Below are 16,221 nucleotides of genomic sequence, written 5' to 3'. Positions count from 1 at the left end.
GTTTACTATACGAAAAGAATTTTTGATTGATACGAAGAAAAAATATAAATGAATTATACCATTTATTTTTAGAGATGTAACAATTTTAAAAAAGAAAGTATAAGTTAAACAGTGTATTTACACAAAAAAATTACTTTTTTTTAATCAAAATTTTGTCCATTGATGATAACAAATCAGACTGAAAGATTGAATTTTGCCTCTACAAAAAATATACCGCAATATCCAGATTTTTTGGATATACAGGTTAAATCTTTTAAGGATTTCTTCCAATTAGAAACGAAATCTGACGAAAGAGGCAACGAAGGTCTATACAACACCTTCATGGAAAATTTTCCAATCACCGATACAAGAAACAATTTCGTACTTGAATTTTTAGATTATTTTGTAGATCCTCCTCGTTATTCTATTTCGGAATGTATCGAAAGAGGGCTAACTTACAGCGTGCCATTAAAAGCAAGGCTAAAACTTTATTGTACAGATCCTGAACATGAAGATTTTGAAACTATAGTACAAGATGTTTACCTAGGTACTATTCCTTATATGACACCTAGCGGTACTTTTGTAATCAATGGTGCTGAGAGAGTTGTTGTATCGCAGTTACACCGTTCACCGGGTGTTTTCTTTGGACAGTCATTCCATGCTAATGGAACCAAATTATATTCTGCCCGTGTAATTCCTTTTAAAGGTTCATGGATTGAATTTGCTACCGATATCAATAACGTGATGTATGCGTATATCGATAGAAAGAAAAAATTACCTGTAACCACTTTATTCCGTGCAATCGGTTTTGAAAGAGATAAAGATATTCTAGAAATCTTTGACCTTGCAGAGGAAATTAAAGTATCTAAAACAGGATTAAAAAAATACATCGGACGTAAATTAGCTGCTCGTGTATTAAACACTTGGCACGAAGATTTCGTTGATGAAGATACCGGAGAAGTAGTTTCTATTGAAAGAAACGAAATCATCTTAGATCGTGATACCATTATCGATAAAGATAATGTGGAAGAAATCATCGATTCTAATGTGAAATCTATTTTGTTACACAAAGAGGATAATAATCAAGCAGATTATGCAATTATCCATAACACGTTACAAAAAGATCCAACCAACTCAGAAAAAGAAGCCGTAGAGCACATCTACCGTCAGTTGCGTAATGCAGAACCGCCTGATGAAGAAACTGCTCGTGGTATTATCGATAAATTATTCTTCTCAGATCAACGTTATAACTTAGGTGAAGTTGGTCGTTATAGAATGAACAAAAAATTAGGTTTGGATATCCCAATGGAAAAACAAGTGTTGACCAAAGAGGATATTATTACCATTGTAAAATATTTGATTGAATTAATTAACTCGAAAGCAGAGATTGATGATATCGATCACTTATCAAACCGTCGTGTGAGAACTGTTGGAGAACAACTTTCTGCACAATTTGGTGTAGGTCTTGCTCGTATGGCGAGAACTATCCGTGAAAGAATGAACGTTAGAGATAACGAGGTGTTTACACCTATCGATTTGATAAATGCGAAAACATTATCATCGGTAATCAACTCTTTCTTCGGAACCAACCAGTTATCTCAATTCATGGATCAAACCAATCCATTGGCTGAGATTACACACAAAAGAAGATTGTCTGCTCTAGGACCTGGTGGTCTTTCGAGAGAAAGAGCCGGATTCGAGGTGCGTGACGTTCACTATACCCATTATGGTCGTCTTTGTCCGATTGAAACACCTGAAGGGCCAAACATTGGTTTGATTTCTTCGCTTGGTGTTTATGCTAAAGTAAACGGAATGGGATTCATCGAAACACCTTATCGTACAGTAACGAATGGTGTGGTTGATTTAAAATCTGAACCAATTTACTTAAGTGCTGAGGAAGAAGAAGGTAAAATGATTGCTCAGGCAAACATTGAAATGGATGACAATGGAAAAATTACTTCCGATAAGGTTATTGCCCGTGAAGAAGGCGATTTCCCGGTAGTAGAACCAAATGTTGTACATTATACTGACGTAGCTCCAAACCAAATTGCATCGATTTCAGCTTCGTTAATTCCTTTCTTGGAACACGATGATGCGAACCGTGCGTTGATGGGATCAAACATGATGCGTCAGGCCGTACCATTGTTACGCCCTGAAGCTCCAATTGTTGGTACCGGTTTAGAAAGGCAAGTTGCTTCAGATTCCAGAGTTCTGATTAATGCTGAAGGAAATGGAGTGGTAGAATATGTTGATTCTGAAAAAATCACTATTAAATATGATCGTACAGATGCTGAACGAATGGTGAGTTTTGATTCAGATGAAAAAACCTATCAATTAATTAAGTTTCAAAAAACCAATCAAAGTACCTGTATTAACCTAAAACCAATCGTAAGAAAAGGGGATAGAGTTACAAAAGGACAAGTACTTTGTGAAGGATATGCAACACAAAACGGAGAATTAGCCATCGGTAGAAACCTTAAAGTAGCATTTATGCCATGGAAGGGATACAACTTCGAGGATGCAATTGTAATCTCTGAAAAGGTTGTTCGTGATGATATTTTTACTTCTATCCACATCGATGATTATTCGTTGGAAGTTCGTGATACCAAATTAGGTAACGAAGAATTAACCAATGATATTCCAAACGTTTCAGAAGAAGCGACAAAAGATTTGGATGAAAACGGTATGATTAGAATTGGTGCTGAAGTAAAACCTGGCGACATCCTTATCGGAAAGATTACTCCAAAAGGTGAATCAGATCCAACACCGGAGGAAAAATTATTACGTGCTATCTTTGGTGACAAAGCGGGTGATGTAAAAGATGCTTCCTTAAAAGCTTCTCCCTCATTACATGGTGTTGTTCTTGATAAAAAATTATTTGCAAGAGCTGTTAAAGATAAGCGTAAGCGAACTAAAGACAAAGATGATTTGGCTTCATTAGAAATGGAGTTCGAAGTAAAATTCAACGAATTAAAAGATAAATTAGTCGATAAATTATTCAACATCGTAAACGGAAAAACATCGCAAGGTGTCATGAACGATTTAGGAGAAGAAGTTTTACCAAAAGGTAAAAAATATACTCAGAAAATGTTGAATGCAGTGGAAGATTTTGCTCACTTAACAAAAGGACAATGGGTAGCCGATGACGAAACGAATGCATTAGTAAACGATTTGATTCACAATTATAAAATCAAATTAAACGATTTACAAGGTGCGTTAAGAAGAGAGAAATTTACTATTACTGTAGGAGATGAATTACCGGCCGGAATTTTAAAATTAGCCAAAGTTTACATCGCTAAGAAACGTAAGTTGAAAGTGGGTGATAAAATGGCAGGTCGTCACGGAAATAAAGGTATTGTTGCACGAATCGTAAGAGACGAAGACATGCCATTCTTAGAAGACGGAACACCTGTAGACATCGTGTTGAATCCTCTAGGTGTACCTTCTCGTATGAACATCGGTCAGATTTATGAAACGGTTTTAGGATGGGCTGGTAAGAATTTAGGAAGAAAGTATGCAACGCCAATTTTTGATGGGGCTACGATCGATCAAATAAATGCTTTAACAGACGAAGCAGGAATTCCAAGATTTGGTCACACCTATCTATATGATGGCGGAACCGGAGAACGTTTCCACCAAGCAGCAACAGTAGGAGTAATCTATATGTTGAAATTAGGTCACATGATCGACGATAAAATGCACGCACGTTCTATCGGACCATACTCGCTTATTACACAACAACCATTGGGTGGTAAAGCTCAATTTGGAGGTCAGCGTTTTGGAGAGATGGAGGTTTGGGCTCTTGAAGCGTATGGAGCTTCCAGTACTTTAAGAGAAATATTGACGGTAAAATCAGATGACGTTATCGGTAGAGCAAAAACTTACGAAGCTATCGTAAAGGGTGAGCCAATGCCGGAACCGGGATTACCAGAATCATTCAACGTTTTAATGCACGAATTGAAAGGTCTTGGTCTAGACATCCGATTAGAGGAATAATAGTATTGTTTCAAGTTTCAGGTTTCAAGATAATTGTTACCTGAAACTTAAAACTTGAAACAAAAACAACAAATTTTATTAACTATGATGAATAATAGAAATAATAAAGATAAAAATACCGTTAAAAGGTTTAATAAAATCACCATCGGTCTTGCTTCACCAGAATCTATTTTGGCTGAATCAAGAGGAGAAGTTCTTAAACCGGAGACAATCAATTATAGAACCCACAAACCGGAACGTGATGGTCTTTTTTGCGAACGAATTTTCGGTCCTGTAAAAGATTATGAATGTGCTTGTGGTAAGTATAAAAGAATTCGCTACAAAGGAATCGTTTGTGACCGTTGTGGTGTTGAAGTTACCGAGAAGAAAGTACGTCGTGATAGAGTAGGACATATCAATTTGGTAGTGCCGATTGCTCACATTTGGTATTTCCGTTCGCTTCCAAATAAAATTGGATACATTTTAGGTTTACCATCTAAGAAATTAGATATGATTATTTACTACGAAAGATACGTAGTAATTCAAGCCGGTATTGCTAAAAATGTGGATGGTGAACCATTAGAAAGATTAGACTTTTTAACAGAAGAAGAGTATTTAAATATTTTAGATACCCTTCCGATGGAAAACCAATATTTAGATGATAGTGATCCAAATAAATTCATCGCCAAAATGGGTGCAGAGTGTATTATGGATTTATTGGCTCGTACAAACTTAGACGAATTGTCTTATGATTTACGTCACGCGGCTAACAATGAAACATCTAAACAAAGAAAAACAGAAGCATTAAAACGTCTTCAAGTTGTAGAATCATTCCGTGAAGCAAATGAAAACAGAGAAAACCGTCCGGAATGGATGATTTTAAAAGTAATTCCGGTTATACCACCAGAATTACGTCCGTTAGTGCCGCTTGATGGTGGTCGTTTTGCAACTTCCGATTTGAATGATTTATATCGTCGTGTAATCATCCGTAACAACCGTTTAAAAAGATTAATGGAGATCAAAGCTCCTGAAGTAATCTTACGTAACGAAAAACGTATGTTGCAAGAAGCGGTTGACTCATTATTTGATAATACGCGTAAAGCTTCTGCGGTTAAAACAGAATCAAACAGACCATTAAAATCGCTTTCAGATTCTTTGAAAGGTAAACAAGGTCGTTTCCGTCAAAACTTATTAGGAAAACGTGTGGATTATTCTGCTCGTTCTGTAATTGTCGTTGGTCCGGAATTGAAATTGTTCGAATGTGGTTTACCAAAAGATATGGCGGCTGAATTGTATAAACCATTCGTTATTCGAAAACTAATCGAAAGAGGAATCGTTAAAACAGTAAAGTCGGCTAAGAAAATTATCGACAAAAAAGAGCCTGTGGTATGGGATATCCTTGAAAATGTTATCAAAGGTCATCCGGTATTACTAAACCGTGCTCCTACGTTACACCGTTTAGGTATTCAAGCTTTCCAACCAAAATTAATTGAAGGAAAAGCAATTCAGTTGCACCCATTAGTGTGTACGGCTTTTAACGCAGATTTTGATGGTGACCAGATGGCGGTTCACTTACCACTTGGACCGGAAGCTATTTTGGAAGCTCAATTGTTAATGTTGGCTTCACACAATATCTTGAATCCTGCAAACGGTGCTCCAATTACGGTTCCTTCTCAAGACATGGTTTTAGGTCTATATTACATGACCAAAGAGCGTTTGTCAACTCCGGATCATAAAATTTTGGGTGAAGGTTTGACATTCTATTCTGCTGAAGAAGTAAATATTGCTTTAAACGAAGGCAGATTAGAATTGAATGCCCGCGTTAAAATTAGAGCAAAAGATTTTAATGAAAACGGTGAATTAGTTTATCAATTAATTCAAACAACTGCCGGTAGAGTATTATTTAATGAAGTAGTACCGGAAGCTGCCGGATATATCAATGAAGTTTTAACCAAAAAATCGTTAAGAGATATTATTGGTAGAATTTTATCGGTAACGAATGTGCCAACAACTGCCGCTTTCTTGGATAGCATGAAAGACATGGGATACAAATTTGCATTCCGAGGTGGTTTATCATTCAGTTTAGGTGATATTATCATTCCTCACCAAAAGCAAGAATTGATTGCCGATGCAAGAGAAGAAGTAGATGCAATCACCATGAATTATAACATGGGATTGATTACCAATAACGAAAGATACAATCAAGTTATTGACGTTTGGACTTCTAAAAACGCCTTGTTAACTGAGTTAGCGATGAAAAATATCCGCGAAGATCAACAAGGATTTAACTCGGTATACATGATGCTTGACTCTGGTGCAAGGGGTTCTAAAGAGCAAATTCGTCAGTTAACCGGTATGCGTGGTTTGATGGCTAAGCCAAAAAAATCAACTGCTGGTGGTGGTGAAATTATTGAAAACCCGATTCTTTCTAACTTTAAAGAAGGTCTATCCATTTTAGAATACTTTATTTCTACGCACGGTGCTCGTAAAGGTCTTGCCGATACGGCTTTGAAAACGGCCGATGCCGGATACTTAACAAGAAGATTACATGATGTTTCTCAAGACGTTATCGTAAACACAGATGATTGTGGTACGTTAAGAGGAATTGAAGTTTCTGCTTTGAAAAAGAATGAAGAAATCGTTGAAACCTTAGGAGAAAGAATTTTAGGACGTGTAGCTCTTCAGGATGTAATCAATCCATTGAATTTGGAAGTATTGGTTGAAGGCGGTCAAGAAATTACTGAATCTATTGTAAAAGCGATCGAAGCTTCTCCATTAGAAAAAGTAGAAGTACGTTCTCCATTAACTTGTGAAGCAACAAAAGGTATCTGTGCAAAATGTTACGGAAGAAACTTAGCCACTGGCCGTATGACCCAAAAAGGGGAAGCGGTTGGGGTAATTGCGGCACAATCAATTGGTGAGCCTGGAACTCAGTTAACTCTTAGAACATTCCACGTTGGAGGGGTTGCAGGAGGTATGTCGGAGGAATCTAGTATTGTTACCCGTTTCAAAGGAAGATTAGAAATAGACGATTTAAAAACAGTTAAAGGTGAAGATGCTGAAGGTAATTCAATTGACATCGTTATTTCTCGTTCAACCGAATTAAAATTAGTTGATGAGAACACCGGAATTGTTCTAAATACGCACAATATTCCTTATGGTTCTACCATTTTTGTAAAAGATGGTCAAACCGTAGACAAAGGCACTACTATTTGTAAATGGGATCCATATAACGGAGTTATTATTTCTGAATTTACCGGAAAAATCGCTTATGAAGATTTAGAACAAGGTCAATCGTTCCAAGTAGAAATCGATGAGCAAACCGGATTCCAAGAAAAAGTAATTTCGGAAGGTAGAAATAAAAAATTAATTCCAACTTTATTAATTTATGGTAAAGACGGGGAGTTAATTCGTTCTTACAACTTACCGGTTGGTGCTCACTTAATGGTTGACGATGGTGAAAAAATTAAAGCAGGTAAGATTTTAGTAAAAATACCTAGACGTTCATCAAAAGCAGGTGATATTACCGGAGGTCTTCCAAGAATTACGGAGCTACTTGAAGCACGTAATCCTTCGAATCCGGCTGTAGTTTCTGAGATTGATGGAGTGGTAACATTCGGTAAAATTAAAAGAGGTAACCGTGAAATCATCATCGAATCTAAGTTTGGTGAGGTGAAGAAATACTTAGTGAAATTATCTAACCAAATTTTGGTACAAGAAAATGACTTCGTAAAAGCGGGTATGTCTTTGTCGGATGGTGCAATTACACCGGAAGATATCTTGAGAATTCAAGGACCATCTGCTGTTCAACAATATTTGGTGAATGAAATTCAGGAAGTGTACCGTTTGCAAGGGGTAAAAATCAACGATAAACACTTTGAGGTGGTTATCCGTCAGATGATGCGTAAAGTTAGAGTAGAAGATCCGGGTGATACGTTGTTCCTTGAAGAGCAATTAGTACATACCAAAGATTTTATTATCGAAAACGATAAGTTATTCGGAATGAAAGTGGTAGAAGATGCGGGCGATTCTCAGAACTTGAAACCAGGACAAATGATTACGCCAAGACAGTTGCGTGATGAAAACTCCTTGTTAAAACGTGAGGATAAAAACCTTGTTGTAGCTCGTGATGTTATTACTGCTACAGCAACACCAGTTCTTCAAGGTATTACAAGAGCTTCGCTTCAAACCAAATCGTTTATTTCTGCGGCATCGTTCCAGGAAACAACAAAAGTATTAAACGAAGCAGCTGTGGCAGGAAAAGTAGATACGTTAGAAGGCTTAAAAGAAAACGTTATTGTTGGACACAGAATCCCAGCCGGTACCGGAATGAGAGAATATGACAATAATATTGTAGGTTCTAAAGAAGACTATAACGAGTTAATGGCTGCCAAAGAAGAATATAATTATTAAGAAAATGAGTGATAACAATCAACAACCCGGACAAATTAACATTGAATTGGATGAAAAAGTTGCAGAAGGAATTTATTCTAACTTAGCAATTATCAATCATTCAGCGTCTGAATTTGTATTGGATTTTGTAACATTGATGCCCGGAGTTCCTAAAGCAAAAGTGAAATCAAGAATCATTTTAACACCTCAACATGCTAAACGTTTGTTGAAAGCTATTGGTGAAAATATTCATCGTTTTGAATTAGCTCATGGTGAAATTAAGGATTCTGAACAACCACAAGTTCCATTAAGTTTTGGACCAACAGGACAAGCATAAATAGTTATTCAACTTTTAAGAAAAAGCTTTCGAGAAATCGAAGGCTTTTTTGTTTTTATTAAATCCAATCTATATAAATTTTCGTAATTGTTAAGTAATTAATTTAAGATAGAGAATCTGATTTTTTAAAAGTAAAATACCTATTGATAGGGATTTCTGTATTCATTTCATCAATTAATTTTGTTGTGAAAATATTATTATTAATGTTTTTCTTTTAAAAGCATAAATCGTCGATTTAATACTACATAGATGCATTTCATCGATTATTTAAGCTTATTACCGTTAATTATTTAATGCGGAATAGGAGTAGTGTAATTTTGACAAAAAATTAAAAATTCCAACAAATTGTATTGAAGTGAATTGTATGTTGTTAATATTCAATTATTTAAAATAGAATTAAAAAATAGTATTTTCTTTTTATTCTGTTTTTATTAAGAATTTATTAGCAAAAATATATTTAAAAATGTTAAATAAACTTACATTTTTTATTAAAAGTTAATAAATGTATTAATCATACAAATTCGAATGAATTGTTTTTATAGATTTTCTATCAAGAAGATTTCTGAAAATTAATTTTTACAAATTATAAAAAGCATGTTTTTTTAATTTTAATATAGGCCCCCAAATACTATGAAAAGGATAAATAGACAATGTGATCTAGAAAAGTTTTGTTTTTCAATTAAGGCAATTTTTGTACTTTATTTTATTGTTTTTTCAACAAATAATGCTCTAAGTCAAGATGGTCAATTTGAGCTTGACGGAATCGGTGCTACTGATCAAGTAATTGGATCTTCAATTTTAAACATGTATCCATCTCCTTTTTTACCTAATAAAAAGGACACACGTGTGCAGTTTTTATACGAAGCTGCCGAAACGGGACTTTCTTTAGCTAACATGTCTGGATATACAACAATTTCTTCGTTGGCTTTTCATGTGTCCGGATTTTCCCTTGAAAGTTTAAAGAGCTATCAAATGGAAAATATCAAAATCAGTATGGGGCATACGATTGCCACCTACGATGGATATGATGGTACAGAAGTATGGGGAATAAAAATGCCACCACCAGGCTATTGCACTTGGTCAGGTTCAACAGATCCTATGGCTGAACCACTTCAATTAGTGAAAAATTCATTCAACCTTATCATTAGCGATACAGGGTGGGTAGAACTTGAATTAGATACTCCCTTTGTTTGGGATGGTGTTAATAGTATTGTCGTTGAAATTTGTAAAGCAGATCCCAAAATTGGCTCCTCTCCAGCGTTTAGTTCCGGGAGATATCAATTTACGGGAATAAGGCATACAACACCTCCGGGTAGTTCTAATTTTACCTTAACAAGAAGTTTATATAGTAATAATAACAACGGAACTGGTTCAAATTATACCTTAGGTTGTGATATGGAGTTGTCAGGAAGTAGTTACAATACATCAGCAGCTTTAAATAACTCGTATAGAAAATATCGTCCAAATATACGTTTTACTTTTCAATGTGCAGGTGCTCCTGCAAGTGGTGAGGCAATAATTGAAGCTGATAATTTTTGTAAAGATGAAGCAGTTACGATACGTGTCATTAATGGTGAAAAATCTACAGGATTGAACTATCAATGGTACTATTCTTATGCAGATGACGATAATTATTTACCTCTTCCAGGTAAAACAAATGCCACAATTACAGTAGATAGAGCTGAGGTTGATATGTGGTATAAAAGAGATGTAGGTTGTGATTTTGACCCATTGGTAGGAACCAGGTCTTCCTTTCCTGTAAAAGTTGAGGGTGTTAATACTTGGGATGGTACATTTTGGAGTTTTGGAACAAATCCATTACCCTCTTTACCAGTAAGAATTCAAGGTGATTACAATTCTTCTGTTGACGGGAGTGGGATTCTTGAAGCTTGTAGCTTAAAAGTTTTGTCGGGCACTTTTACTGTAGGAAGTGGAGATATTGTTTCAATTAAAGATAAATTATTTGTCCACGAAGACGCTACCGTAATTTTTGATAATAATGCTAGCTTAATTCAGGAAAATGATAATGTTATTAATGAAGGTAAAATTGTATACAAAAGAGATTCTCAACCGGTTCGAATGCTGGATTACACCTATTGGTCCTCTCCTGTTGCTGGTATGACTCCCTTTCAATTTTCACCGGGAACTCCTACAAATAGAGTTTATCATTGGAATCATCTAACAACAGGTTCTAATCCACAAAGTTGGGTTGGTGGTGTTGCAAATAGTCCAATGTTAGCAGGTAAAGGCTATATAATTCGTGCACCTAATGGTTATCCTTCATCTGGTAATGGAATTGTTTTTGAAGGCTCTTTTGAAGGGGTGCCTAATAATGGACTCATTTCCATTCCTGCCCAAGGCGGGGCTGGTAATTGGAATTTAATCGGAAATCCATATCCGGCTGCTATTGATGCAAATAAGTTCTTATTGGCGAATAGTGCTGTTTTAGATGGTACAATTCGATTTTGGACACATAATTCTCTTCCAAGTGCTATACCGTCCTATCCTGGATTTTCTCCACAAGCTTTGAATTACTCTTCAGATGACTATGCAACCTATAATTTATCAGGCTCAATAGGTTTTCCTGCGGATAATTCCGGTTTCAATAATAATTCACCCGGGCGTTTTATTGGGGCTGGTCAGAGTTTTATGATCGAAGGTGGGGCCTCATCCGGAAATGTGATTTTTAACAATGAAATGAGAAAAATTGAATCAGGCTATGATAACACTCAATTTTTTAGAAATAGTATTAGTAGCTCAAGTGAGGTAGAAAAAAATCGATTGTGGTTAGAAGTGATTCATCAAAATGGAAAATTTCATCAATCGATGGTTGGTTACATTGAAGGAGCAACAAATGATGTAGATTGGGGTTATGATTCAAAAATTAGACCTTCAGGAAACGTTAGATTATATAGTTTAGTAGGTGAAACTAAATTAGCAATTCAAGGAAAAGCTTTGCCTTTTAATGAAAATGATGTCATTCCATTAGGCTATACAACTACTTTATCGGGTGAGTTTATATTAAAATTATATCAATTCGATGAGTTTTTTGAGAACCAAACAGTTTATTTATTTGATAAATACACCAATACATTTCACAATATTAAAGAAGAGATTTATCTCTTTACCACTGAAATTGGTACAGTTGATGATCGATTTGAACTTCGATTTACAAATGAAACATTAAGTTTAAATCCAATAATTAAAACTACTAATAATGTACTTTGTTATTCGAAAGACAATACCATTTTGATAAAGTCTAAAGAGGTTCAAATACACTCTGTAACAGTTTTTGACAGTGCAGGAAGAGTACTATTTGATCAAAATGAATTAAACACAACAGAATTAACAATTTCAGATGTTGCAAAAATCAATCAGGTGTTATTTATTCAAACCATAACGACTGATGAAGAAAAAACAACACAAAAACTTATATTCTAAAAAAAACGATTTTAATTTAATTATGTTTAAAGATAACAAAATCATGAATCAACTTGCACAAAGCGATAGAATTATAAAAAATACATTCTTATTCAAGTGTGTACTATTAATTACACTATTTCATTTTTGTGATTTGAGAGCTCAAGAGACATTCACTTTAGGAGATGGCGAAGAATCTTATAACACTCTTGGGGTATCTCCTTTTGCAACTATAAACCGTAACAACAGATCTCAATATATTTATTATGCAGAAGAATTGTATAATGCCGGATTTAATATTTCCGGTAATGTAATTTCCTTAGCGATTAATATTACAGAACTAGGATTGCCAGCTAGCTTAAAGCCTGAGAATATTAAAATAAAGATGGGGATGACTACTTCATTTGAAATGGGACCTAATCTTGTTGATAATTTACCGATTTATTATGAGTCTTCAATTGAAAATATAACTGAATTAGGATGGTATACATTTGAGTTAGATACACCTTTTGCTTGGGATGGTTTTAGAAATATTATTGTAGAAATTTGTAGAAGTAATACAGATTTTGGAACTAGTTTTGCAATACAAGGGAAGAATTTTCCAATGGGAGAAATTGTTGCCGCTGCAAATTATACTAACAATTCCGAATTAACCGGATGTAATTTAAATAATGAGAATCTTTTACAGGATCTATTTGCCAGAAGAAGACCAAACATGCAATTTACTCTAACGAATCCTTGTGAAACTACTCCAACTGGAGGTCAAACTGTTGTAACACAAGGACCCTATTGCTCTGGAGATTTATTTACCCTTTCGGTACAAAACGGTTCTATTGAGTCTGGTCTTTCCTATCAATGGCAGTCTTCTCCAAATGATAATGGACCTTGGACAGATATTCCTGATGCTACAGATGCTTTTTTAGTAACTTCTCAATCAATAGCAACTTATTATCGTCGTGCAACTACTTGTGACATAGCTTCTTCAACAATATTTGATTTTCCATTGTTAGTTGGTGGTGAAGGTTGTTATTGTACTTCTTTAGTAGTCAATTCAAATGAAATTGGAATTACAAACGTTGCTTTTGGTGAAATTGATAATGCATCGTTTAGTACACCTTCCTATTCAAATTTTACATCCATTCAAACTGAGTTAGAAAGAGAATCTATTGTTCCATTATCTGTAAACGTAAATACTTCAGGAGGAACAAATCAAACTAAAGCTTGGATTGATTGGAACCAAAACGGAGATTTTGAAATTAGTGAATCAATTGAATTAGGTTTTGTTACAGGAGGAAGTAATGTGAATTCCGGTATTATTGCCAATATTCTTGTGCCAAGTAATGCAGCTTTAGGAAATACGATCATGCGTGTTAGAACAAATCAATCTAATACAACGGAAGAGCTAACTCCTTGTGATTCTATCGAAAATGGTGAAGCAGAAGATTATACAGTTATTATTACTGAAAACTTAAGTATTGTAGAATTTAATAATTCTAAAAATAATATTCTGATTGCTGCTAATGATGAAGGTATCCATTTCAAAATTTCAGAAACGGGTATACAACAAATCGATTTATTTGATATAAGTGGTCGTTTGATTGTTAGTAAAAAGCTATCGGACTTATTAGAAGTTACTATTTCTGAAGTGAAAAAATCAAATCAATTATTTATTGTTAAAGTTAGTTTATCTAATGGAGAACAGATTGCGAATAAAATTCTATATTAAAAAAAATCACCCTACTAATCTATACCTAAATTAATCAATTATGAAGTTTAAATTTACTACTAAAATACATTTTTTAATTTTGAGTTTAATTATAGCAACGACTAATTATGCTCAATGTAATCAGCCAACTGGAATTAATGTAACAGATATTACTTCTGTTTCTGCTGTTTTAAGTTGGTCTGAATCAACTTCAGCACCCGGAATAGCTTATAGTTTTGAAGTTCGATTATCCGGTTTACCGGGTAGTGGTGTATCTGGTCTGGTAGATAGTGGCTCCGTTGGTGACGGTGTTTTTACTTCTCCACTTTCTGGTTTAATATCAGATACAACTTATTTCGTTTATATGCGTTTTCAATGTTCTTCTGAACCACTATTTAGTGATTGGACATCAGCGGTTACTTTTACCACAAGCACCTTATCCTCTCCAGTTGCAGGAGCTCCTGCTGGATTGTCTGATACATTCTTTTCTGCTCGTTGGATTGCAGTTCCGGGAGCCACCGGATATCGTTTAGACGTTAGTGAATTTAGTGACTTTTCAACCATGTTGGCGGGTTATGATAACTTATTTGTTTCCGGTGGTTCAACAAGTAGATTAGTAAGTGGATTAAATCCTTCAACAGACTACTATTATCGTTTGCGTGCTGAAGGATTAAGTGGAAGTGGTCCCGTAACCAGTGATAATTCAAATGTGATTATGATAACTACTTTTAATGAGCCAACATTCGTAGCTGTTTGGACAGAAGGTGCCTGGTTAAATGATATTTTGCCAACCGCTGATCATGATGTTATTTTAGATGATGACTTTGTTTCTGATGAGAATAATTCTACAATGTTTGAAGTAAAAAGTATTACACTAAATGAAGGCTACTCTTACACCATAGCTTCTGGGAACAGTCTTATTGTTTATGAAAACATCATTAACAATAGTAATGCCAGTTCATTTGTTGTTCAAAATAATGCTAATTTGTTTCAACTTAATGATGCTGCTTCACCAAACTTTGGAGAAATTACTGTAATACGAAATAGTTCCGAAATTTTTCGTTTGGATTATACAATGTGGTCATCGCCGGTGATTGGAACTCAAACATTGAAACAGTTCTCTCCTCAAACGGTAGATTCGCGCTTTTATGAATATAATTCTTCAGATGATATTTATTCTCCAATTGATCCTTTGACTTCAACTTTTGAACCTGGAAATGGTTATTTTATTCGATCTCCAAATAATCATGTAGCAAATAATGGTACGAATGATCCGCAACGTTGGACAGGTACTTTTACAGGAGTTCCAACGAATGGTGAAGTAAATGTTGCCTTAGAAACAAGTGGTCAAGGATTTAATTTAGTTGGAAATCCTTATCCGACAGTTATTAGTGCTGATGTTTTGCTACAGCAAAATGCTGCAAATATTGACGGCACTATTTATTTTTGGAGAAGGTTAAACGATATATCGGGTTCAGGGCCTTTGGGTTCTTTTTATGCAACATATACTGAATTTGGTGGTGTCGGTTCATCAACAAGCGAGGATCCAAATGGCTTTATTCAAGTTGGACAAGGGTTTTTAGTAAAAGCATTGAACACTGAATTAGTATTTAATAGCGAAATGAAAGTGCCTGACGAATTTGAAAATCAATTTTTTAGATACTCTACACAAAATCAAATGGATAAACACCGTTTGTGGTTAAACTTAACTAATGAAAATGGTTTGTATAGTAAATTATTATTGGGTTATGCAGCCGAAGCTTCAAATGGGCTAGACCGTTTAGATGGAAAGTATATAAATGATTCTCCAGTGGCTTTAACTTCTTTATTAAATAATGAGGAATTTACTATTCAAGCAAAAGCATTACCCTTTTCAATGGATGATTTCTTTCCACTTGGTTTGAAGATAGTTAGTGGTGGTGAATACAGCATTGCAATAGAAAACATGGATGGTTTTTTTGCAGAAGGTCAACTTGTTTACTTGGAAGATACTTTTACTGCTACAATTCATAATCTTAGTGAATCAGCATATGTTTTCAGTTCTGAGGCTGGAGCGTTTAACAACCGATTTATCTTGCGTTTTACTGATGAAGTAATGAGTATTGAACAACCATTAAATACAAATGCTATTGCAATTTTTGAACAAGACAATCAGATTAAAATAAATGCAGGTGACCAAGAAATAAAAACATTAAAAGTAGTTGACATTCAGGGTAGAATTCTGTTTTTTGAAAATGATATAAACGCTACTGAATTTTCAATAAATTCTTTAAATAAAAATAATCAAATTTTAATTTTTCAAATACAAGATTATAATAACAATGTTATTATTAAAAAACGGATTTATTAAGAAGAAAATGATTAATTATTTATATCAACTCCTCAATTTTTTGAGGAGTTTTTTTATTTTTTA

6 protein-coding genes are annotated in these 16,221 nt (G+C 34.6%); all 6 read left to right on the top strand.

Features of this window, described 5'->3' with window-relative positions; genetic code table 11:
* The first annotated feature begins 162 nt into the window (after positions 1–162).
* The 6 genes from rpoB to EQG68_RS06270 all read left to right on the top strand — a co-directional run bounded on the left by rpoB (position 163) and on the right by EQG68_RS06270 (position 16,158).
* Complete coding sequence (rpoB, locus tag EQG68_RS06295) at positions 163–3,975, top strand: DNA-directed RNA polymerase subunit beta (protein ID WP_129463942.1); 3,813 nt, start codon at positions 163–165, stop codon at positions 3,973–3,975.
* 84 nt (positions 3,976–4,059) lie between these two features.
* A complete protein-coding gene (rpoC, locus tag EQG68_RS06290) occupies positions 4,060–8,367 on the top strand; it encodes a DNA-directed RNA polymerase subunit beta' (RefSeq protein ID WP_129463941.1) in 4,308 nt (1,435 codons plus the stop codon).
* A 4-nt stretch (positions 8,368–8,371) separates the two neighbouring features.
* On the top strand, positions 8,372–8,683 hold the full coding sequence (locus EQG68_RS06285; RefSeq protein ID WP_129463940.1) for a DUF3467 domain-containing protein: 312 nt from the start codon (positions 8,372–8,374) through the stop codon (positions 8,681–8,683).
* A gap of 630 nt (positions 8,684–9,313) precedes the next feature.
* On the top strand, positions 9,314–12,124 hold the full coding sequence (locus EQG68_RS06280; RefSeq protein WP_129463939.1) for a T9SS sorting signal type C domain-containing protein: 2,811 nt from the start codon (positions 9,314–9,316) through the stop codon (positions 12,122–12,124).
* A 43-nt stretch (positions 12,125–12,167) separates the two neighbouring features.
* Positions 12,168–13,829: a GEVED domain-containing protein gene (locus EQG68_RS06275; protein WP_164975399.1), complete on the top strand. Its 1,662-nt coding sequence runs from the start codon at positions 12,168–12,170 to the stop codon at positions 13,827–13,829.
* A gap of 40 nt (positions 13,830–13,869) precedes the next feature.
* Positions 13,870–16,158, top strand: a complete 2,289-nt coding sequence (locus EQG68_RS06270) for a fibronectin type III domain-containing protein (RefSeq protein WP_129463937.1) — start codon at positions 13,870–13,872, stop codon at positions 16,156–16,158.
* Positions 16,159–16,221: the final 63 nt, after the last annotated feature.

Origin of the sequence: Flavobacterium piscinae (assembly GCF_004122145.1) — a bacterium.
Classification (GTDB): Bacteria; Bacteroidota; Bacteroidia; order Flavobacteriales; family Flavobacteriaceae; genus Flavobacterium; species Flavobacterium piscinae.
Note: the sequence above shows the minus strand (reverse complement) of the source record. Positions and strands in the feature narration are given on the sequence as shown.